19 protein-coding genes and 1 pseudogene are annotated in these 21,766 nt (G+C 63.4%); 9 read left to right on the top strand and 11 right to left on the bottom strand.

Annotated features, from left to right (window positions below):
• Nucleotides 1–20: 20 nt before the first annotated feature.
• The gene (locus IVB12_RS21470) at nucleotides 21–671 is read right to left on the bottom strand and encodes a CoA transferase subunit B (RefSeq protein ID WP_247280156.1); all 651 of its coding nucleotides are present in this window, start codon (nucleotides 669–671) and stop codon (nucleotides 21–23) included.
• Nucleotides 671–1,408 (bottom strand): CoA transferase subunit A, encoded by a 738-nt coding sequence (locus tag IVB12_RS21465; RefSeq protein ID WP_247301594.1) that lies wholly within the window; start codon nucleotides 1,406–1,408, stop codon nucleotides 671–673. Before IVB12_RS21465 ends, IVB12_RS21470 begins: the two co-directional genes overlap by 1 nt.
• A gap of 287 nt (nucleotides 1,409–1,695) precedes the next feature.
• Between IVB12_RS21465 and IVB12_RS21460 the strand changes: the two genes are divergently transcribed.
• The gene (locus tag IVB12_RS21460) at nucleotides 1,696–3,588 is read left to right on the top strand and encodes an AsmA family protein (RefSeq protein ID WP_247301631.1); all 1,893 of its coding nucleotides are present in this window, start codon (nucleotides 1,696–1,698) and stop codon (nucleotides 3,586–3,588) included.
• A 95-nt stretch (nucleotides 3,589–3,683) separates the two neighbouring features.
• Here the strand turns inward: IVB12_RS21460 and dctA are convergent, their stop codons facing one another.
• Together dctA and IVB12_RS21450 are read right to left on the bottom strand one after the other, a co-directional pair.
• Nucleotides 3,684–5,069, bottom strand: a complete 1,386-nt coding sequence (gene dctA / locus IVB12_RS21455) for a C4-dicarboxylate transporter DctA (RefSeq protein ID WP_249817074.1) — start codon at nucleotides 5,067–5,069, stop codon at nucleotides 3,684–3,686.
• A 54-nt stretch (nucleotides 5,070–5,123) separates the two neighbouring features.
• Nucleotides 5,124–6,197, bottom strand: coding sequence for a 4-oxalomesaconate tautomerase (locus IVB12_RS21450; protein WP_247301591.1), 1,074 nt, complete (start codon nucleotides 6,195–6,197; stop codon nucleotides 5,124–5,126).
• 116 nt (nucleotides 6,198–6,313) lie between these two features.
• Between IVB12_RS21450 and IVB12_RS21445 the strand changes: the two genes are divergently transcribed.
• The 4 genes from IVB12_RS21445 (at nucleotide 6,314) to IVB12_RS21430 (ending at nucleotide 10,913) form a co-directional block, all read left to right on the top strand.
• The gene (locus IVB12_RS21445) at nucleotides 6,314–7,294 is read left to right on the top strand and encodes a LysR family transcriptional regulator (RefSeq protein WP_247301589.1); all 981 of its coding nucleotides are present in this window, start codon (nucleotides 6,314–6,316) and stop codon (nucleotides 7,292–7,294) included.
• A 403-nt stretch (nucleotides 7,295–7,697) separates the two neighbouring features.
• Nucleotides 7,698–9,083: an ABC transporter substrate-binding protein gene (locus IVB12_RS21440; RefSeq protein ID WP_247280157.1), complete on the top strand. Its 1,386-nt coding sequence runs from the start codon at nucleotides 7,698–7,700 to the stop codon at nucleotides 9,081–9,083.
• Between the two features lie 94 nt (nucleotides 9,084–9,177).
• Nucleotides 9,178–10,050 carry a sugar ABC transporter permease gene (locus tag IVB12_RS21435; RefSeq protein WP_247280158.1) on the top strand — a complete coding sequence of 291 codons (873 nt, stop codon included), beginning with the start codon at nucleotides 9,178–9,180 and terminating at the stop codon, nucleotides 10,048–10,050.
• Entirely contained in the window at nucleotides 10,047–10,913 is an 867-nt protein-coding gene (locus IVB12_RS21430; protein ID WP_247301587.1) for a carbohydrate ABC transporter permease, read from the top strand. The genes IVB12_RS21435 and IVB12_RS21430 overlap by 4 nt, the downstream gene beginning before the upstream one ends.
• 123 nt (nucleotides 10,914–11,036) lie before the next feature.
• Here IVB12_RS21430 and IVB12_RS21425 read toward each other — a convergent pair whose 3' ends face one another.
• The 5 genes from IVB12_RS21425 to IVB12_RS21405 are packed head-to-tail and all read right to left on the bottom strand — an operon-like array spanning nucleotide 11,037 to nucleotide 18,191.
• Complete coding sequence (locus IVB12_RS21425) at nucleotides 11,037–11,849, bottom strand: ABC transporter permease subunit (RefSeq protein ID WP_247301586.1); 813 nt, start codon at nucleotides 11,847–11,849, stop codon at nucleotides 11,037–11,039.
• A gap of 4 nt (nucleotides 11,850–11,853) precedes the next feature.
• Nucleotides 11,854–12,768, bottom strand: a complete 915-nt coding sequence (locus tag IVB12_RS21420; protein WP_247301585.1) for an ABC transporter permease — start codon at nucleotides 12,766–12,768, stop codon at nucleotides 11,854–11,856.
• On the bottom strand, nucleotides 12,765–13,937 hold the full coding sequence (locus tag IVB12_RS21415) for an ABC transporter ATP-binding protein (protein WP_247301584.1): 1,173 nt from the start codon (nucleotides 13,935–13,937) through the stop codon (nucleotides 12,765–12,767). Before IVB12_RS21415 ends, IVB12_RS21420 begins: the two co-directional genes overlap by 4 nt.
• A gap of 52 nt (nucleotides 13,938–13,989) precedes the next feature.
• Nucleotides 13,990–15,468: a glycerol-3-phosphate dehydrogenase gene (locus tag IVB12_RS21410; protein ID WP_247301583.1), complete on the bottom strand. Its 1,479-nt coding sequence runs from the start codon at nucleotides 15,466–15,468 to the stop codon at nucleotides 13,990–13,992.
• A gap of 35 nt (nucleotides 15,469–15,503) precedes the next feature.
• Complete coding sequence (locus tag IVB12_RS21405; RefSeq protein WP_247301582.1) at nucleotides 15,504–18,191, bottom strand: EAL domain-containing protein; 2,688 nt, start codon at nucleotides 18,189–18,191, stop codon at nucleotides 15,504–15,506.
• 202 nt (nucleotides 18,192–18,393) lie between these two features.
• Between IVB12_RS21405 and IVB12_RS21400 the strand changes: the two genes are divergently transcribed.
• Nucleotides 18,394–19,497, top strand: coding sequence for an NAD(P)/FAD-dependent oxidoreductase (locus IVB12_RS21400; protein WP_247301581.1), 1,104 nt, complete (start codon nucleotides 18,394–18,396; stop codon nucleotides 19,495–19,497).
• A 167-nt stretch (nucleotides 19,498–19,664) separates the two neighbouring features.
• Here the strand turns inward: IVB12_RS21400 and IVB12_RS21395 are convergent, their stop codons facing one another.
• Entirely contained in the window at nucleotides 19,665–19,844 is a 180-nt protein-coding gene (locus IVB12_RS21395) for a DUF465 domain-containing protein (protein ID WP_025034152.1), read from the bottom strand.
• A gap of 330 nt (nucleotides 19,845–20,174) precedes the next feature.
• On the opposite strand from IVB12_RS21395, the gene IVB12_RS21390 reads away from it, so the two are divergent.
• The 3 genes and pseudogenes from IVB12_RS21390 to IVB12_RS21380 all read left to right on the top strand — a co-directional run bounded on the left by IVB12_RS21390 (nucleotide 20,175) and on the right by IVB12_RS21380 (nucleotide 20,986).
• The gene (locus IVB12_RS21390; RefSeq protein WP_008546179.1) at nucleotides 20,175–20,381 is read left to right on the top strand and encodes a DUF465 domain-containing protein; all 207 of its coding nucleotides are present in this window, start codon (nucleotides 20,175–20,177) and stop codon (nucleotides 20,379–20,381) included.
• Between the two features lie 114 nt (nucleotides 20,382–20,495).
• Nucleotides 20,496–20,714: a hypothetical protein gene (locus IVB12_RS21385; protein ID WP_247280165.1), complete on the top strand. Its 219-nt coding sequence runs from the start codon at nucleotides 20,496–20,498 to the stop codon at nucleotides 20,712–20,714.
• Between the two features lie 21 nt (nucleotides 20,715–20,735).
• A pseudogene (locus IVB12_RS21380) lies at nucleotides 20,736–20,986 on the top strand (hypothetical protein).
• A 2-nt stretch (nucleotides 20,987–20,988) separates the two neighbouring features.
• Here IVB12_RS21380 and IVB12_RS21375 read toward each other — a convergent pair.
• Complete coding sequence (locus IVB12_RS21375) at nucleotides 20,989–21,699, bottom strand: GGDEF domain-containing protein (protein WP_247280167.1); 711 nt, start codon at nucleotides 21,697–21,699, stop codon at nucleotides 20,989–20,991.
• Nucleotides 21,700–21,766 lie beyond the last annotated feature (67 nt).

The following is a 21,766-nucleotide window of genomic DNA, read 5'->3' as shown; positions in this document are numbered from 1 at the left end:
GCGCCTCCATTGCGACGGCCTTACGTATTCTTCAGCGCAACGCGGAATTCGGCTTCGGTCTTGGCCTTGACCTCCTCGAGCGAGACGCCGTCGGCGAGCTCGATCAGGGCCATGCCGCCGTCGCCGTGCTTGTCGATAGTGAAGACGGCGAGATCGGTGACGACCATGTCGACCACGCGCTCGCCGGTGAGCGGCAGGTTGCACTGCTTCAGGAGCTTCGGACCGTCCTTGGCGGAATGCTCCATCACCACGACGACGCGCTTGACGCCGGCGACGAGGTCCATCGCGCCGCCCATGCCCTTGACCATCTTGCCGGGGATCATCCAGTTGGCGAGGTCGCCGTTCTGGGCCACCTGCATGGCGCCGAGGATCGACAGATCCATGTGACCACCGCGGATCATGCCGAAGGAATCGGCGCTCGAGAAATAAGACGTCGAGGGCAGTTCGCTCACGGTCTGCTTGCCGGCGTTGATCAGGTCCGCGTCCACCTCGTCTTCATAGGGGAACGGGCCCATGCCGAGCATGCCGTTCTCGCTCTGGAGGCTGACGTCAATGCCATCGGGTATGTAGTTCGAGACCAGCGTCGGGATGCCGATGCCGAGATTGACGTAATAGCCGTCGCGCAGTTCCTTCGCGGCGCGCGCGGCCATCTGTTCACGGGTCCAGGCCATCAGATTTCTACTCCAGTGCCGGCCGCCTGCGCCGCCGTCGGACGCGGGCGGGTGTTGCGGAATTCGATGCGCTTCTTGGCCGTGCCGACCTCGACGATGCGCTTCACGAAGATGCCGGGCGTGTGGATGTGGTCGGGATTGAGTTCACCGGCCGGAACCAGATGCTCGACCTCGGCCACCGTGATCTTGGCGGCGGTCGCCATCATCGGGTTAAAGTTGCGCGCGGTCTTCCGGTAGATGAGGTTGCCGGCGGTGTCGCCCTTCCAGGCATGCACGATGGCGAGATCGGCGAACAGGCCACGCTCCATCAGATATTTCTCGCCGTCGAATTCCTTCACTTCCTTGCCTTCGGCGATCAGCGTGCCGACGCCGGTCTTGGTGTAAAAGGCCGGGATGCCGGCGCCGCCGGCGCGAATGCGCTCGGCCAGCGTGCCCTGCGGATTGAATTCGAGTTCCAGCTCGCCGGCGAGGAATTGCTGGGCGAACAGCTTGTTCTCGCCAACATAGGACGAGATCATCTTCTTGATCTGCCGGGTTTGCAGCAGCCGGCTGAGCCCGATACCGTCGACGCCGGCATTGTTGGAGACCACCGTCAAGCCCTTGACGCCGGACTCGCGGATCGCGTCCGACAGCTCCTCGGCGATGCCACAGAGGCCGAAGCCGCCCGACATGATCATCATGTTGTCTTTGAGAATGCCTGACAGAGCCGACTTGGCGTCGGGATAGACCTTGTTCATGCAAATGACCTTCGACTGAACGTTCGGCTTGCGGGCGTCGCGCCTTATTGGCGGCGATTATTAGGCGAAATTCTCCGAAGCCGTCAATGATACGGGGTTCTCCGATCCGTGGCCGGGTGATAGAAGCTGCCCACGCCGTGGGCAGAATCGTCCGCGGCCTTGAAAGCGACAAGAAAACCCATCAAGTTGCGGGACTTAACATAATAGGGCTTGGGCATGGGCACGCAGGTTTCCCGACCCGTCCTTCTGGCTCCAACGACCAACCCGATCAGGACATGCCATTGACCATGGCCCAAGGAATGAAGCGCCTCGGGACCCCGATCGCGGCGCTGCTCGGCGTGGCGCTGATCGCCCTGATCGCGACCTCCTGGCTCATTAACCGTGACGCGCTGCGCAAGGCGGTGGAAGCGCAGATCCGCGACGTGACCGGGCTCGAGCTCAGTGTCGCAGGCAACATCGACATTTCGGTCCTGCCGGCGAGCTATATCTCCTTCCGCGACGTCGGTCTCAAGGGCGGCGGCGCCTACGATCCCGCGCTTCATGTCGACGTCCTCACCGCCAATTTGCGGCTGCTGCCGCTGCTGTTGCAACGGTTCGAGATCGCCGACCTGACGCTGCTGCGGCCGCGCATTCATGTCAGCCTGAAGCCGGACGGCGAGAGCAACTGGACGCCCTTCATCCAGACCATTGCGCGCACCATGAAGCCCGGGGCCGACAATCAGGTGTCGTTCTCCGAGATCAGGATCCAGGACGGCGTGCTCAATTACGAGGACGTTGCCACGCGCGCCACCGAGAAGCTAGAGGACATTGACCTGTCGCTGGCCTGGCCCTCGATCTCGCGCTCCTTCGCCGCGACCGGACAGTTCGACTGGCGGGGCGAGCGCGTCGATGGCTCGATCAGCTTTTCCGATTTCGTCGCCGCCCTCTCCGGCGAGCGCTCAGGATTGAAGGCGCGGATCGCGAGCGCGCCGCTCAAGCTCGCCTTCGACGGCAGCGTCGCCAACCGCACCAGCCCGATGATGGAAGGCACGCTCACCATCGACAGCCCGTCCTTGCGCAATGCGCTACGCTGGACCGGCCAGCCGCAGCCCGCCAGCGGCGGCTTCGGCCGTTTCGCGCTGAAGGCGCGCGCCAACGTCGTGGGTGCCTCGATCGCGCTCACCAACGTCAATGTCGAGCTCGACGGCAATGCCGCTGAAGGCGTGATGACCTACGCCAATAACGGCCGGCAGACCCTGCAGGCGACGCTCGCCGCTGACGCGCTCGACTTCACACCCTATATCTCGACCTTCCGCCTGCTCGCGAGCGGCGCGCGCGACTGGAACAGGCAGCTGTTCGATCTTAACGGGCTGTCGACCACTGACCTCGACATGCGCCTGTCGGCGGCAAAGCTGACGGTCGGCCCGTCGAAGCTCGGCCGCACTGCGATCGGCGCCAATTTGCGCAACGGCACGCTGGCGCTCTCGGTCGGCGAGGCCCAGGTCTATGGCGGCATCGCCAAGGGTTCGTTCGGCATCGCGCGCGCCGACAGCGTCGCCGACATCAAGGCGCAATTCCAGTTCACCGACGTCGACCTCCAGGCTTGCGCCTCCGAACTATTCGGCCTCAACAAACTGTCCGGCCGCGGCAACATCAACGTTTCGCTCTTCGCCTCCGGCTCGAGCCCGTTCGGCCTCGTGCAGTCGCTCGACGGCAGCGCCACCGTCACCGGGCATGACGGCGCGATCTCGGGCTTCAATGCCGAGCAGTTGCTCAAGCGGTTGGAGCGGCGGCCGCTGTCGGGCGGCGGCAATTTCCGCAACGGCTCGACCCCCTACGACAAGCTCACCATCGCAGTGAAATTCTCCGACGGGATCGCCACCGCCGAGGACATCCGCATCGAAGGACCCGCGGCGAAGATCACGCTGACCGGCACCGCCTCCGTACCGACACGCGAATACGACATGAAGGGCGTCGCGAGCCTCAACACGGCGTCAGGCTTTCAATTGCCCTTCATGGTGCAGGGGCCCTGGGACGATCCCCTGATTTTCCCCGACCCCGAAAGCCTGATCCGGCAGTCGCCTGCGGCCTCTCCCTTCCTCGATCTCCTGAAGCAGCGCATTACCGGGGGCGGAAAGCGCCCGGCGCAGGACGGATCGCCGACGGCGGAGAACGCGAAGGAGGGCGCCAAGTCCAACTAGAGTGATCAACCTCGCTCTGTTAGGTTTGGCAGCCCGCGCGCGACAGGCTCGATTTGCCAAATCCAATACTGCGACGGATTTCATGCAACGCGGCGTCAAGCGGCCGATTGCGTCGTCGAGATCCAGCTCTTGTCCTCGTGCACCCTTGTTGCCCCGTCGATCTTCGTCCCGGCCGCAACCTTGATAGTGCCACTCTGTCCCAGTTCACGGGCCAGCACCTCGCGGTCACAGGCGTCCTCCCACAGCGAAATGGTGATGGATGCGACACAGTTGCTGATCATGCTGGTCAGCGCCCGCGCCTCCGACATGAAGCGGTCGATGCCGACAAGCAGCGCCACGCCGGTCACCGGCAAATCCGGCATGACCGAAAGGGTCGCGACAAGCGCGACGAAGCCGCTGCCGGTGACGCCTGCCGCCCCTTTGGAAGTCAGCAGCATCAGTCCGAGCATTGCCGCAATCTGCCCCCATGACAGGTGAATGTCGCAGGCTTGCGCAATGAAGATGGAAGCCAGGGTGAGATAAATGGCGCTGCCGTCCAGATTGAAAGAGTAGCCCATCGGCAACACGAGCCCCGATACGCCTTTCCGGCATCCGAGTTGCTCCAGCTTGCGCAGCGCACCAGGCAACGCCGGCTCCGACGACGACGTGCCGAGCACGATCAGCAGTTCTTCCTTGAAGTAGCGGACAGTCTTCCACAGGCTGAAGCCGTTAAGCCGCGCCAGCGTGCCAAGCACGACGACCACGAAGACGGAGCAGGCGATGTAGAACGTCAGGATCAGCAGTCCGAGCGAACCAATCGAATGGATGCCGTAGCGCCCCACCGTGAACGCCATGGCTCCAAAGGCGCCGAGCGGAGCGAGCTTCATGATGAAGCCGAAGGACACAAACAGCACCTGTGAGAACGAGTCGACTGCCTTTGTCACCACCACACCGCCATCGCCGGCACGGCTTAGGCCAAAAGCGATCAGGACAGAAATCAGTAGCACCGGCAGCACTTCGCCATCCGCAAACGCTCCAAAAAACGAATGTGGGATGATGTGCAGCACGAACTCCGCGAATCCGGTCGCACCTGCCTGCTTGATGAATTTCGCAGCCACCGACGGATCCAGCGTACTGACGGCCACATGCATGCCGACACCCGGCTGGATCAGCGATACAGCGAGTAACCCGGCCAGCAGCGCCAGCACAGTCAGCAGGTAGAACAGCGCCATGGATTTCACCAGCGTGCGGCCGATCTCGCGGGAATCGCTGATGCTGTTGATGCCGCTGACGATAGTGCAGAACACGATCGGCGCGATCATCATCTTGACCAGCTTGACGAAGCCGTCGCCAAGCGGCTTCAGCGCGGCACCAAACTCAGGCCACAGATGGCCCGTGAGGACACCCAGCATCAGGCCAATCAGCACCTGGACATAGAGAATCCGGTAGAATGGCTTCCCCGCCGGCGTGTTCGGGTGCCCGACCAGCGCTTGCTTGTGCATTCTCGTTTCTCCCATGGCTCTGATTTTTCTTGATGGCTTCGAAGGCGGCGGGCTTCAGGCCGCCAGCACCGAATGAGGCACGTGCGATCGACGGGCGAAGACATGGCCCTCGAAAATTCGCCGGGCCGTCCGCTGCACCCGGGCAATTGGGCCGGGCTCCAGCCGAACGACGAGCTGGCCCGAGGGATGGGCGAGCGTGATCGGCACCGGCAGCGCCAGCGTCCCGACCATCTCTGCGGCGATCGTTCCGGGCGTCACGCAAGCAGTCGCGATCGCGACAGCGCCGGTCACCGACAGCGCGCTATGGCAGTCATGCGGCATGAAGTACCGGATGTTCAACGCCGCCTCGCCCGCAGGCGCCATCAGAACCGGCTTCGGGATCACCATTGTCGCGGAGTTCGGAAAACCCATCCGGCGTCCCGCCTCGATGCGCAAGTTCTCTAGACACGCGCGGAAGCCGCTGTCGGTGAAGCCCGAGGGCGCCTCACGGCCGGTGCAGCCCAGATCCGCCGCGCCGACCAGCATGACCGGCATCGCCGCGTCGATGCAGGTCACGTCGATCCCTTCGATGCAGTCGACCGGACGTCCCGTCGGCAGCAGGCGACCGGTGCGTGCGCCGGCGGCGTTGGGGAAGGACAGTTCGATGGGCGCGGCCGTTCCCGGTACGCCGTCGATCCGCGCCTCGCCCTCGTAAGTCACCCGCCCGCCGGGGGTGGCAACGGTCGCATCAATCAGCTTGCCGGTGTTGACATTGTGGACACGCACATGGGTGCGATCCGCAGTAGCGGCGACCAACCCGGCTTCGATTGCGAACGGCCCCACCGCCGCCAGCATATTTCCGCAGTTCGGCGAGGTGTCGACGATCCCTTCACGAACACGGACCTGCGCAAACAGGTAGTCGACATCGGCGCCGGGTACCGAGGCCGGCCCAATGATCGCGACCTTGTTGATAACGGCATTGCCGCCGCCGATTCCATCGATTCCAAGATCGTGCCCACCTCCCATCACGGACAACAGGATCGCGTCGCGTAACCTGGGATCGGCCGGAAGATCGCGGGCGAGGAAGAACGGCCCGCGCGAGGTACCCCCACGCATTACCACACAGGGGATGGCAATCTGATCGTTCATGGACCTCTTCCGTTCGGCGACGTCTTCGCTCGACCAGAACATCCTCCCTCTGAACTCTTTTGTGAAATGCAAATATCCGATGTATTATTCCGCATATCGATATAATGGAGGCTGCCATGAACGCAGAACTGCTCGACCTCAAGGCGTTCATCACGGTCGCGGAGACGGGAAGCTTTGTTCGCACTGCCAAGGCGCTGAACCTGTCTCAGCCGGCGCTCAGCCGACGCATTCAGAAGCTGGAAGAAAGCCTCGGTGCGCCGTTGCTCGAGCGGTCGACGCGCCACGTCAATCTCACCATGACGGGCCGTGACTTCCTGGCGAAGGTGCGCCGCCTCATCGACGAGTTTGAGACCTCGGTGCTCGCCATCCATGATATCGGCGCGCGAAGTTCAGGCCTAGTCTCGGTGGCTGCGGTGCCGACAGCAGTATTCTATTTTCTGCCGCGTGCGATCGGCCGGTTTGCCGAAGCCTATCCGCGCATTCGCATCCGGATTCTGGACATCGGTGCCAATGAGGGACTGGAAGCGGTCGCGCGCGGAGAAGCCGATTTCGGCATCAATTTCATTGGTGCTTCGCATGCCGAGATTGACTTTGAAAAACTGGTTGAGGATCCTTTCGTCCTGGCCTGCCGTCATGACCATCCGCTGGCGTCACGCAAGCAGGTAAGCTGGTCGGAAATTGTGCCGCACCGGGTGATCACCGTCGGTCGCAACAGCGGCAATCGCGCATTGATCGACAATGCGCTGGCGCGACACGGTCTGCAGCTGAACTGGTCCTATGAAGTCGCTCATCTCTCAGGTTCGCTTGGCCTGGTCGAAGCGGGACTGGGCATTGCCGTGCTACCGAAGCTCGCGACTCCCGCTGCCGATCATCCGATCATTCACACCATTCGGTTGATCGAGCCGGAAGTGTCGCGGACGATCGGAATCGTGCGCAGGCGCGGGGCGACACTATCCCCTCATGCCAGCCAATTTCTCAAGATGCTGCTCGAGGCATGGCGTTCGCCTTCCCGGACCAGCGGGCAAGGCAAGGCGCGATCCCGATCCGCTGAGGCAAGTTCGCATGCCATTTCAACAGGGCTGAAGGGGAAACGCTGACAGTTTGCCGCTAAGCGGTGCAAGTCCGTTCCCCGACGAACCTGAGCTCGTGGATCAGCCGCCCGTATCCTTCAGAGACATTTTGGCTCCCGCAGCCGGAGCGCCGCGGCGTTGCAAGCCGGCTGCGTTGCGTTCAGTCCTCATACCGCTTACAACAGCTGAGACTTTCGCTGGCGGCGAGCGGGTGTGTGGAGCTGCGCATGGGCAGGCCAAGCCAGAACGCACAAGGCGAATTGATCGCTGCGAATTGATGCGGCGATTGGATCGATACGCGGGTTAAGCATCTCCGCGAGGCTCTATCCCACGACATTGGTCTGACAACATGGCGCTAGATCAGACTTCCGCCATGCGCTAGTGTTTTATACGACCGGCTAAAAACACCGGTCGTTTGAGGGAGAAAAACGTGAGATCCAAGGTTATTGGCGCAGTATCATTGGCGGTCGCTGCGGTTGGGCTTTTCGCCGCCACTGCACCCGCCTTTGCGCAGCAGAAGACGATTACGGTCTGGTGGGGCAAGGGCTTCTATCGCTCCGAAGACGACGCGCTGATCGAGACGATCAAGAAGTTCGAAGCCAAGACCGGCATCAAGGTCGAATTGTCGCAATACGCGATCCAGGACATGATTCCGAAGACCGTCGCGGCGCTCGATGCCGGCACCGTGCCCGATGTTGCCTACTCCGACTCCTATGACGTGCAGGCGCAGGGCAAGTGGGCATACGAGGGCAAGCTCGAGGACCTCACGGATGTCATGGAGCCGATCAAGGGCCGGTTCGTGCAGAACACGCTGGACGCGTCGATCCTCTACAACGATGTGACCAAGAAGAAGGCCTATTACGGCTTCCCACTGAAGCAGCAGAGCATGCATGTCCAGATCTGGAACGACATGCTGGAAAAGGCCGGCTTCAAGCAGAGCGACATTCCGACCGATTGGACGGGCTATTGGTCGTTCTGGTGCGACAAGGTGCAGCCGGCGATCCGCAAGGCGACCGGCCAGCGCATCTATGCCGTAGGCCAGCCGATGGGCGTGGAATCCACCGATGCCTTCCAGTCGTTCTACACCTTCATGGACGCCTACCACGTCAAGCTGGTCGACGACGACGGCAAGCTGCTGGTCGATGATCCCAAGGTCCGCGAGAACCTGATCAAGGCGATGAAGGACTACACCGACACGTACATCAAGGGCTGCACGCCGCCGTCCTCGACGACGTGGAAGGATCCTGACAACAACGTTGCCTTCCACAACAAGACGATCGTGATGACCCACAACTTCACGATCTCGATCGCGGCGAAGTGGTTCGAGGACTCGCAGAACCAGGCCCTCACCCAGGAACAGCGCGACGCCGGCAAGAAGGCCTATGAGCAGGACATCATCACGGCGTCCTTCCCCAAGGCGCCGGATGGTTCGACCATCCGCTACCGCTCCGACGTCAAGACCGGGCTGATCTTCACCGCCGCCAAGAACAAGGCCGAGGCCAAGCAGTTCATCAGCTTCCTGCTCCAGGAAGAGAACGTCCGTCCCTATATCGAGGGCGCGCTCGGCCGCTGGTTCCCAGTGACGAAGGAAAGCCAGGAAAGCCCGTTCTGGCAGGCTGACAAGCACCGCAAGGCAGTCTACACGCAGTTCAAAGGCGGCACCGCCGCGTTCGACTTCACCAAGAACTGGAAGTTCACGATTCTCAACAACGAGAACGTGTGGGCCAAGGCGATGAACCGGGTAGTAAGCGAGAAGGTTCCGGTCGATAAGGCCGTCGACGAACTGATTGCCCGCATCAAGCAGGTCGCGGGTTAAGTCATCCGCCCCTCTCCCCGCGTTGCGGGGAAAGGTATAAGAACAACACCGGCCGCGTTTCGCGGCCGGCTTCTCTTTGGAGAGTTCGAAAAGAATGGCGATCACGCTTTCTGGCGATCAGGCAATTCCCGGCCCGCCTCTGTCGTCGCGGCTGACCCCGGCGCAGGTCTGGGGCATCGTGCTGCTCGCGCCCTACCTGCTCGTTTTTCTCGCCTTCGTTGTCTATCCCGTCTGTTACGGGCTGTGGCTGGCGCGCGCTCCGGCGAACTACGTCGCGCTGTACAACGACCCGATCTTCGCCCGCGCCGCGGTCAACACGCTGATCTTCCTGGTCATCGGCATCAATATCAAGATGCTGATCGCGCTGTTCTTGTCCGGCTTCTTCGCCCAGCAGCGCACCTGGATCAAATGGCTCTCGGTGATCTTCATCCTGCCCTGGGCGGTGCCGTCGATCCCGACCATCCTGTCGGTACGCTTCATGCTCAATCCGGAATGGGGCATGATCAACCACCTCATCTTCTCCTTCACCGGCGATGACGGCCCGAACTGGCTGAACGATCCGACCGTGGCGCTGAGCATGGCGATCGCCGTGCACATCTGGAAGTCGCTGCCGTTCTGGACGCTGATCCTGATCACCGGCCGGCTTGCGATCTCGCACGATCTGTTCGAGGCCGCCGAGGTCGACGGCGCGAGCTGGTGGCAGAAATTCCGCTACATCACCTGGCCGTCGATGCAGACGCTGTACGTCACCTGCACGCTGCTCTCGATGATTTGGACGCTCGGCGATTTCAACAGCGTCTATCTGCTCACCGGCGGTGGCCCGGCCGACCTCACGCACGTGCTGTCGACGCTCGGCATCCGCTATCTCCGGCTCGACCAGCTCTCGCTGGCGATGGCGTCGATCGTCTGTGCGATGCCGTTCGTCCTGCCGCTCGTGTACTTCATGATGAAACGGTTGTCGCGATGAAGCTCCCCGGCGTAAGCGAATTTTCTTGGCGTGACGTCGCGACCGAAGCGCGGCTGCTGCTGATCGGCATCCCCGTCTTCCTGTGGACGATGATCCCGATCTATCACATGTTCCTGTTCGCGATCTCCCCGAAGGAGGACGCGTTCTCGGGCAAGCTGTGGCCGGATCATCCGACGCTGCATAACTTCGAGATCGTGTTCAAGCAGCAGCATTACTTTCTGCGCGACTTCTACGTTCAGTTCTGGAATTCGACGGTGATCGCCGTCTCCGTCGGTGTGCTGACGCTGTTCATCGCGACCGCGGCGGCGTTCTCGATCTCACGGCTGAAGGTGCCGGGCGGACGCGCCGTGCTGAACCTCGCGCTGTTCACCTATTTCATCCCAGCGGCGTTTCTCGCCGTGCCGATGTACCGCACCATGGGCAATTACGGCCTGCTCAACAATCACTGGTCGCTGATCCTGGCTATGGTGACGATCGCCAGCCCCTACGCGATCTGGGTGCTCAAGCAGGCTTCCGACAAGCTGCCGGTCGAGCTGGACGAGGCCGCCGTGATGGACGGCGCGACGACGCTGCAGATCTTCCGCCTGGTCTACCTGCCGCTGATGATGCCTTCGCTGGTCGCGATCGGCACCTACGCGGTGCTGCTCGCGTGGAACGAATATCTCTACGCGTTCCTGCTGCTCTCCAACGACCGTGAGATCACCCTGCCCGTCGCGCTCGGCAATTTCCTCGCCGCCGACGATTCGCCTTGGGAACTGTTGATGACGACCGGCTTCATCTACGCGCTGCCACCGGCCGCGGTCTATTACGCCTTCCGCCGCTACATGGTGGGCGGACTCACGGCGGGTGCGGTGAAGTCGTAAGCGTGCACGTTCGTCATTCCGGGACGGTGCTTCAGCACCGGACCCGGAATCTCGAGATTCTCAGGTGCGCAATTGCGCACCTGAGTTCGATGCTTCGCATCGCCCCCCGGAATGACGATCGGCTCACAGCGGCGCCGCGCTCTCGCCCTGTGAGCTCGACAGTTTCGAGGCGAGCGAGGCGATGACGATGACCACTGCGATCAGGGCGATCACCAGCGTGCAGATCGCGTTGATCTCCGGCTTCACCCCGAGCCGCACCTCCGAATAGATGCGGATCGGCAAGGTCGCCGAGCCGGGGCCGGTGGTGAAGCTCGCGATCACGAGATCATCGAGCGACAGCGTGAACGCCAGCATCCAGCCGGCAACGATCGCCGGCGCGATCAGCGGCAGCGTGACGGCCGCGAACGCGCGGACGGGGTCGCAGCCGAGATCCATTGCGGCCTCCTCCAGCGAGCGATCGAGCGAGCCGAGGCGGGACTGCACCACCACGGCGACGAAGCACATCGTCAGCGTGGTGTGGGCGATCGTCACCGTCCAGAAGCCGCGCTCGGCGTTGAGCGCGACGAACAGCAGCAGCAGCGACAATCCGGTGATCACCTCCGGCATCACCAGCGGCGCATAGAGCATGCCGGAGAACAGCGTACGTCCGCGGAAGCGTTCACCACGCGACAGTGCGACCGCGGCGAGCGTGCCGAGCAGCGTGGCAATGGTCGCGGACGAGACCGCAACCCGCAGGCTCATCCAGGCCGCCTCGATCATGGCGCGGTCATTGAAGAACTCGTGATACCAGCGCAGCGACCACCCACCCCACACCGTCACCAGACGCGAGGCGTTGAAGGAATAGATGACGAGGATGAGGATCGGCAGGTAAAGGAACGCCAGCCCGAGCGCCAGCGAGGCGATGTTGAAGCGGGAGAGACGGGAGAGCTTGCGCATCGCCTCACCGCCATTGTTCCAGCTGCCGCTTCTGGAGCCGCTCATACAGCAGCAGCGGTAGCAGCAGCATCACCAGCAGCACGATGGCCGCCGCGGACGCGACCGGCCAGTCCTTGTTGGTGAAGAATTCGAGCCAGAGGGTCTGGCCGATCATCAGCGAGTTGGACCCGGCCAGGAGATCCGGGATGACGAATTCGCCGACAATCGGGATGAAGCACAAGAGCACGCCGGCGCCGACGCCGGGCAGCGACAGCGGGAATGTGACGAGCCAGAACACCTGCCACGGCGGCGCGCCGAGATCGCCGGCCGCCTCCTCCAGCGCCCGCTCCATCTTCGCGAGCGTGGCATAGAGCGGCAGGATCATGAACGGCAAATAGGAATAGACGATGCCGATATACATCGCGCTGTCCGTGGAGAGCCACACCACGGGCTGGCTGACTAGATGCAGTGCCAGCAGGATCTGATTGAGCAGGCCATCGTGCTGGAGGATGTTGATCCAGGCATAGATGCGTATCAGGAACGAGGTCCAGAACGGCACGATCACCAGCACCATCGCCACCGCCTGCCAGCGCTTCGGCAGCCGCGCCATGCCATAGGCGATGGGGTAACCGATCAGGAGCAGGAGCGCGGTCGCCGTGACCGCGACGATGAGACTGCGCACATAAGCGAATACGTAGATGTCGTCGGAGATCAGCAGCCTGAAATTGTCAATCGACATCGCAGCAAGGGCTGTCTTCAGCGCTTCCCATCCCGCCGTCACGTCGAACACGGGCTCGTAAGGTGGCTGAGCAATCGCGGTCTGCGACAGGCTGATCTTCAGCACGAAGGCGAACGGCACCAGGAAGAACAGCGCCATCCAGACGTAAGGCGCGATGGCAGCAAAACGCGCCGGCCGCGCGAAGATGCGGCGGGAGCTCATGACGGCAGCACCACGCAGTCGTCGGGCGTGAACCAGGCGATGACTCTCTGGTTCACACTGTAGGCATCGACGTCGAGGCGCGCGCTGTTGACGACTGAAGCTTGCACCATTCCGCCGTCGTCGAGCTTCACCTTATAGGTGGTGGTGCCCCCGAGATAGCTGATGTCGGCGATCACGCCGTCCAGACTGTTGATCGCCGTTTCACGGCCGGCCTCAAACACCGGCCCGCGGCGTGCGAGCTTGACCTTCTCGGGCCGGATTGCGACCGACAGTTTCGTCTTGCCCACCGGCTCGCGCGGCTCGGCCGCCACCAGCGTGCCCGCTTCACGGGTGGCGATCACCAGGCGATGCCCGTCGCGCAGCCTGAACTCGCCGTCGAACAAATTGATGTCGCCGACGAACTCGGCGATCCAGCGCGAGCGCGGCGCCTCGTAAAGCTCGCGCGGGGTCGCGACCTGCGCGAGCTTGCCGGCGTTCATTACACCGATCCGGCTCGCCATCGTCATCGCCTCTTCCTGGTCGTGGGTGACCATGATGAAGGTCATGCCGAGCCGGCGCTGCAGCTCCATCAGCTCGGCTTGCGTGCTCTCGCGCAGCTTCTTGTCAAGCGCGGCGAGGGGCTCGTCGAGCAGCAAAAGCTGCGGTCGGCGGGCCAGCGCACGGGCGAGCGCGACGCGCTGGCGCTGGCCACCGGAGAGCTGGTCCGGCTTGCGTTTCTCCAGCCCCTCGAGCTTCACCAGCGCGACCATCTCCGCAACGCGCGCGGCAATGTCGGCGCGCGCCATACCGGCGCGCTTCAGGCCGAACGCGATGTTGTCGCGCACCGACAGATGCGGAAACAGCGCGTAGCTCTGGAACATCATGTTGATCGGACGCTCGTGCGGCAAGGCCTGCGCGATATCCTTGCCCCCGAGCAGGATGCGCCCCTCGTCCGGCGCCTCGAAACCGGCGAGCATGCGCAGGAGCGTGGTCTTGCCGCAGCCGCTCGGACCAAGCAGCGCGAAAAACTCGCCGGCCCTGATGTCGAGCGACACGCCGTCCACGGCACGGAACGTCCCGAAGTTCTTGGTGACGCTCTCAATGCGCAGCAACGGCTGCCCGGCCACCGGATGTTGATCTCCGCTGGCCGCATTGGCCGCGGCGTCTGGTCTGGGCAACTCGTCCGTCATGTTCCCTGCCAACCCCGATTCCGCCGCACGCTAGCGGCCGATCGTGCCTAGCTCAACCGGTTCGGTATGAATCGTTCACACCCGCCATGAACGCGGCCAGCGCGTCGCGATCCGCCGCGGACATGGTCAGCCCAAGCTTGGAACGGCGCCACAGGATGTCCTCTGGGAAGCGCGCCCATTCGTGGGTCATGAGATAGCGCACCTCGGCCGCGGTCAGCTCGGGACCGAAGGCGGGGCCGAGCTCTTCACGGCTCTTGGCCTCGCCGAGCACCGCCGCTAACCGCGAGCCGTAGGCGGCAACCAGCCGCTGGGCCTGCGGCTCCGAAAGAAAGCGCCAGCGGTCGCGCGCGAGATCGACCTCGGTATCAAAACGATTCCAGGCAAAATCCCCACCGGGCAGCGCTGCGCCGGCGGTCCAGCGCGGCGACATCGGATAGAACCGCGCCAACTTCGTCACCGCCCTCTCCGCGCGCAGGCGCGACGTCGTAATGTCGCCGCCGAACATCGTGATCAACGGCGCCTTCCGCCTGCTCGCGTGGAACAGCGTCGTGCCATCACGTCCGCGTGCGGACGCCAGCGTCAGGTTGACGCCGGAGACCGCCCGGACCACGTCCGACGGGGTAACGCGCTCGCGGAAATAGCGGCTGACCGCCTCGCAGAGATAGCTGACATCGGCCCCAGGCATCGCCACGATCGCGGGATCGCCGGTGAACTCACGCGTGACCGTGCCGATCAGGGTGAAGTCGCGCTCGAAGGGCCGGGCAAAGATCAGCCGTCCATCGTTGTTCTGCAAGACGTAGACGTGATCGGATTCGAACAGCCGCGGCACGATGATCTGGCTCATCTGCACGGCGGCCATGGTGAGCAACGGCTGCCGCAGCACAGTCTCCGCCACCATGGACGTCCAGGCCCCGGTCGCGTTGGCCAGCGCCCGGGCCGTGATCGTGCGGCGGTGGCCCCGATCGACCACCGCAAGCCGCCAGGTGTCGGTTCGATCGGCGCGGACGCAACGCGCGCCGGTCCGGATCACCGCGCCACGCTCGGCGGCATCGAGCGCCGTGACCACCACCAGGCGGGAATCATCGACGACGCAATCCGAATATTCGAACGCCGTGCCGAACGGACGCTTCAGCGCGTTGCCCACCGGATGATGCGTGATGTCGAGGGTTGTCGCGACGGGCAGTCCGCTCCGGCTGGAGAGGCTGTCATAAAGGAATAGGCCGGCGCGCAGCAGCCATGGCGGACGTTCGTGCGAATGGGCGGGAATGACGAACTGCATCGGCCGGACCAGATGCGGCGCGATCCTGAGCCAAGTCCGCCGCTCCATCAGCGCCCGGCGCACCCGCCAGAAGCCGCGCCGTTCCAGAACCGACAGATCGCCATGGATCAGCCGCGGCGTCGCCGACGACGCCCCGGCGCCGAGATCGCCCTGCTCGAACAGGACGACCCGCAGACCGCGGCCAGCCGCATCGCGCGCGAGGCTGACACCGTTCAGGCCGCCGCCGATGATCGCAAGGTCGTAATCCGCCATGAGCCGACGAGAAGGAGCGAAGCGCCCCATCATCATTAGCCGGTCTTGAGCGCAAGCTCCATGACCTCAGCGCGGCCGACGAGGCCGGCATATTTCCCGATCGGCAGCGGCTTGCCGAGCAGATAGCCCTGCACGCCGTCGCACCCCTCCTTGGCAAGGAAGGCGAGCTGGTCGGTGGTCTCGACGCCCTCGGCGATGATCGACATTTCGAGGCCGTGGCCGAGATCGATCACGGCGCGCACGATTGCCGCCGATTGCGGGTTGCGGCCAAGATTGATGATGAAGGCGCGGTCGATCTTGATCTTGTCGAACGGGAACGCCTGGAGATAGCTCAGGGAGGAATAGCCGCTGCCGAAATCGTCCATGGAGATGCGCACGCCGAGCGCCTTCAGCCGGCGCAGCAACGCAAGGCCTCGATCAAAGTCCTCGATCAGCACGCCCTCGGTGATCTCCAGCTCGAGCCGGCCGGGTGCAAGGCCGGTCTCGATCAGGATCGAATGGACGAGGCCAACCACGTCACCGTGCATGAACTGCGCCGGCGACAGATTGACGGCGACCTGGAGCGGTTTTGGCCAGGACGCCGCCTCACGGCAGGCCTCGCGCAGGATCCACTCGCCCATTTCGACGATCAGGCCGCTCTCTTCCGCGATCGGGATGAATTCGGCCGGCGAGACCTGACCACGCACCGGATGCTGCCAGCGCGCCAATGCCTCGAAGCCGATGATCTCGCTCTCGGCGACGCTGTCGCCGGCGGCGCCCTGCGGCTGGAAGGCGAGCGAGAGCTCGCCATTCTTGATCGCCATCGACAGGTCCTGGTGCAGCACGCGGCGATCGCGGATCTGCTGGTCCATCTCCGGCTGGTAGAGGCTGATCGTGCCGCGCGACTTCTGCTTGGCGCGGAACAGCGCCGCGCCGGCATTGGCAAGCAGCGAGGCGCCGTCGGCGCCATTGTGCGGGAAGACCGACATGCCAGTGGTGATACCGGCGCGAACCGGCCGGCCATCGATCTGGAATTCCCGGGCGACGGCTTCGCCGATCTGCTGCGCCAGCGCCATTCCGGCGTCCGGCTGCTTGCCGTCGATGATGAGACCAAATTCGTCGCCCGACAGACGCGCCACCACGCCGCCGCGCGCGGAGTCCTGGAGCCGCTGGGCCACCTCGATCAGGAGCTTGTCGCCGAGCGCATGGCCGAAGACATCGTTGACCTCCTTGAGGCCGTCGAGGTCCACGCATAGGACGGCAAACTCCTCGACCGTGCCTTGGCAGGCCTCGATCATCTGGGTCAGCGCCTGGAGGAAGGCGGCGCGGTTCGGCAGATCGGTGAGGCCGTCGTGATAGGCCATGTGCGCCATGCGCGACTCGGTCTGCCGGCGATCGGTGACGTCCTCATGGGTCTTGATCAGATATTGCGGCTCGCCGGCATCGCTCAACACGGTGGCGCGGCGTGTTAGGAACAGGCGCAAGCCGTCCTTGGTGGAGATCGGATGCTCTTCGGTGATCATCCCGCGCTTCTTGATTGCGGCCTCGTCGCGCGCGATGATCAGCTTGGCTTCCTTGGGATTGAAGATATCCGCGGCAGTCAGGCCCGTGGCTTCCTCGCGCCTGCGGTTGAGAATCGTCTCGGCGCTGCGGTTGGCGAGCAAATAGCGGCCGTCCTTGACTTGCTCGACGATCAGCGCCACCGGGATGTTGTCGACCACGAGCTCGAGGAACTTCTTGGTGCTCTCCAGTTCCTGCGACAGCGAGCGGCGGTCGGTGATGTCCTCGAATACCAGCAGCAGGAATCCGGGCCTGTTGCTTTCATTGCGGACCGCGATCCGGATCGAGGCGACCATGCGCTGCTCCCCGCCTCGCTCGACCTCGAAGTCGTTGCGGAATTGCCCGTCCGGCGAGTTGAGCGCGGCCTGGTCGGTCGCCTCGATCGTGGCCGCCGAGGCGGGCGAAAACAATTCACGCGCATTCTTGCCGACCACGTGATCCCGCGAGAAGCCCCAGAAGCGCTCATAGGCGGTGTTCGCGAAGATGTAGCGGCCGTCCTCGATGCTCTTCGCGGCAACACAGGCCGGCACATTGTCCAGCACGGTTTCCAGGAACTGCTTGGTGGAGGCGAGCTGTTGTGAAAGCCGGCGCTGTTCGCTGACGTCGAGATGCGTCGCCACCGAGCCGCCGTTCGGCAGCACGTAAAATTTCACCAGGATGGCCCGTCCACCCGGCAGTTCGGTGATCAAACCGTTGCTGCTTGCCGCCTTCTCGTAGAACTCGTCAACGGAGGCGCCGCCGAGCACCCCGCGCTTGCGTCGCAGCTCGAGGAGTTCGGAGCCGTTCATGTTGGCCCGGATATCCGACCGCGTCAGGCCATAGATCTCGAGATAGCGGTCGTTGCAGAAGATGACGCGCCGCTGCGCATCCGTCATCACCACGCCCTGGTTGAGATTGTTCATTGCCGAGGAGACGAAGGCATTGCGCCGCATCTGCGAACGCCTGGTCCGCCGCAGCGAGGAATGGATCCATAGCGCGATCGCGGCGAGGAACGAGCAGACGACGATGCTCGCGATCAGGCCTTCCCAGATCACGTTGGGATCGAGCTTGGCGAGATCGCCCGGAGCGGTGAAGCTGTCCGACAGCGCAAAGGCGCGCGCAGGGCCGACCGCGCCGGCCAGGCACACGACAGCCTGCACAGCAATCGGAAGCGCACTGCCCACGTGCCAGTTTTTCTCAGCCATCCGCCACCCGCGATTTCAACGCCGGATTGTCTGGCTTCGCGGGTTTGGATCGGGTAAACGCCTGTACGCGCAACGGAAAAATGTGACGCGAAACACGGCAATTGCCCTGACATGATAAATGCTTCCTTAATGGAAAACGGCCGCGCGCCGTCGCTTCAAGCCCCACTGCCACCGGCCTTTCCAACTGACGTCCTGCACGACCATGGATAGGGTCGATTGCGTCGTCATCGGAGCCGGCGTCATCGGCCTCGCGGTGGCTCGAAGGCTCGCTCAGACCGGGCGCGAGGTCGTCGTGCTCGAGGAAGCCGAGGCCATCGGCACCGTCACCTCCTCGCGCAACAGCGAGGTGATCCATGCCGGCATCTACTACCGCGCCGGGAGCTGGATGGCGCGCATGTGCGTCGGCGGCAAGCAGGCGCTGTACCGCTACTGCGCCGAGCGCGGTATCCCGCACAAGAATTGTGGCAAGCTGATCGTCGCCACCAACGCAAAAGAGACCGAGAAGCTGCAATCGATCAAGGCGCATGCCGAAGCCAACGGCGTGCTCGACATGCAACTGCTTTCGGGCGAAGCCGCACGCGCGCTGGAGCCGGCGCTCGCCTGCGACGCCGCGCTGCTGTCGCCGTCGACCGGCATCATCGACAGTCACGCCTACATGCTCTCGCTACGCGGCGAAGCCGAGGAGGCCGGCGCGGCCTTCGCGTTCCACACGCCGCTGGTCCGTGCCAAGGCTGCCGCCGACGGCATCGAGATCGAGGCCGGCGGTGAGGCGCCGATGACGCTGCAATGCAGCCTTCTCGTCAACGCCGCGGGGCTCTCGGCGACGAATGTGGCGCGTAATATCGACGGCATGCCCCTGGACCGGATTCCGCCGGCCTATCTCGCCAAGGGAAATTACTTCAGCTGCAGTGCCAGGGCGCCGTTCTCGCGCCTGATCTACCCGGTGCCCGAGCCTGGCGGGTTGGGGGTGCACCTGACGCTGGACATGGCGGGGCAGGCCCGCTTCGGCCCCGACGTCGAATGGATCGAGACCATCAATTACGAGGTCGATCCGGCACGCGCCGAGCGCTTCTATCCCGCGATCCGCAAATACTGGCCGACGCTGCCCGACGGGGCGTTGATGCCGAGCTATTCAGGCATTCGCCCGAAGATCGTGCCGCCGGCGGTGGCGACGCAGGATTTTCTGATGCAGGGCCCGCGCGATCACGGCGTGGCAGGCTTGATCAACCTGTTCGGCATCGAATCGCCGGGACTGACGTCGTCGCTCGCAATCGCAGATCACGTCGCTGAGCTCGCGGACATCTAGAGCGTTTCGAGCAAAGCGGATACCGGTTTGCGTCAAGAAAATGCGTCGAAGCAAAAGGCTGACGCCGCACAATTTGCACGACGCGCGCTCCTTGCAGCAGGGATGAGCGCAAAGGCGCTCATCCCTGCCTAAGGAGTACGATCAACTCTACGCTGTTGCGGGGGTCACTAGTGGAGCGTGTCGCCTTGCTTCAGACGCTCGATCTGGTCCTTGACCATCAACTTCCGGCGCTTCAACTCAACAATTTGCAGGTCGTCTGTTGAAAGGTGCACGAGAGCTTCGTGCAATTCGTTTTCGAGAAGTTTGTGCTTCCGTTCCAATTCAACAAGATGTGCCTGAATTGTCATTCGAAACCTCCTCGGTAGGGTTGAACCTCAGGATTCGATCCGGACGAGGGAAGTCTACATCACCGATTCGTTCTGTCGATGGGTATCCGTGGTTGCGCCGTCATTTTTGAAAATTCATATGTAACGAAGCGTGAGTAAGGGAACCACGCAGGAAAAATCCATGATATCAATGCGCTTGCGCAGCGCCGGGGCGACCCGCAGAAATATGTGACGGGAGATCGGCGGGCGACGGCCGCAGATCGCTTGCGGTCACGCCGCGCAAGGACGATAATTTCCACAGGGCATCCACAGCCCAGATCTCACGGCTATCGGTTTTCGGCCACCGCAGACATGACCAATGAAGACGAGCGTGAGCTCGAAGCCGAGCTCACCCGGTTGCAGCAGGAACACCGAGACCTCGATGCGGCGATCGATGCACTGCATCAGTCGCCCGCCCCCGACCTGTTGCGTTTACAACGGTTGAAGAAGCGCAAGCTGTTGTTGCGCGACCGCATCGCCTTCATCGAAGACCAGATCACGCCCGACATCATCGCCTGATCCGCAAGGCGGCCTTGCGGCGGCTTGCGGGTGCGTGAATCCGCTTGACTCAAAGAGAACAAAATAGGAACATTCTGACTTCCAACGCCCCAGGAAACGCCAAGGACAACGCAGATGTCGGCAACCGCCCTTCTCGACAACAGCCATTATGAACAAGCCTGCGATCAGGCGATCGCGATGTGCGACGGCAATCTGCGCAGCACCATCAAGGCGCTGATCATGGCCAATGAATATCTGGAAGCCGAGCTGGAGGAATTGCAGGCGGCGATTTCCGCCGGGTGCGTTCCGGAGATCTCGCCCGGCAAGATGCGAAGCAAGAGCAGCGCCGCCTGAGTTCAACATCGGAGCAACGCCATGTCGGATGTAACCTACTACGTTGCAATGCCCTTCCTGATCGATGCTGACGGATCGCTCGTCGCGGGCGCCGCAGAGGAGTGCCAGAGCTCGACGGCCGCCTTGCGGCGCGCCGAAATCCTATCGCGCGGCGCTGGTCACATCGGCGCGATCGCGTTTAGCCGCAGCGGCGATCCCATGACCGGCGAATTCGGCGACGCCACATTGCTGCGCATTTCGGCAATGTGCCGCAAGATCTCGCCGCGCTTTAGAATTAGCTCCCGGCCAGCCTGGTCCGCGGCTCGTGCCGCCGGCACGCCTTGCGCACATACATGGCGGCGTCGGCTTCCTCGAGGGCGCGGCCTGCGTCGGACTGCGCCCCCAGCAACGCGACGCCGGCGGAGGCGCCCGCAGCCACATGCTGGCCCCGAAAGGTGAAGGACAGTTCGTCGATCGCCTGCTCGAACGAGGCGGCCTTCGCTTTGGCGTCGGTCTCGCTGAGATTCCACAGCAGCAGCGCGAACTCGTCGCCGCCAAGGCGGCCGACCACGTCCGAGGCGCGGACCTGCCGCGTCAGCGTCGCGGCAATCGCCTTGAGCACTTCGTCGCCGGCCGCGTGTCCGAAGGAATCGTTGATCGGCTTCAGCCGATCGACGTCGAGCACGATCAGCGCGCCGCTGGCGCGGTAGCGCTTCATGTAGGCGATGGCGCGGTTGAGCTCGCGCTCGAAGCCGCGCCGGTTCGGAATCTCGAGCAGGAAATCGGTGTCAGCGGCCGCTTCGAGCTCCGCGACCCGCCGCTCCGCCGCCTTGAGCTTGCTCCGCAAGCCGCGGATGGTCGCCTTGATGCTCTCCGTGGCGCCATTGGCCTGCGTTCGGCGCCGCGACGGCCTGGCCGGAGGCTTGGCAGCGGCTTTGGAACGGCTGGCGCTGGTCTTCCGGCCCTTTTCGGCCTTCGCAGCACTCGCCCTTTTTGGTTTCTTCATGGGCATCCTGCTCAATGAAGGCTTGCGGGGATTCACCAAGACAGGATAGTGCATTCCCTTCTCCTTG

The organism is Bradyrhizobium sp. 179 (genome assembly GCF_023073535.1).
Lineage (GTDB): Bacteria > Pseudomonadota > Alphaproteobacteria > Rhizobiales > Xanthobacteraceae > Bradyrhizobium.
The sequence above is the reverse complement of the archived record's forward strand: the minus strand, read 5'-3'. Positions and strand labels throughout refer to the sequence as shown.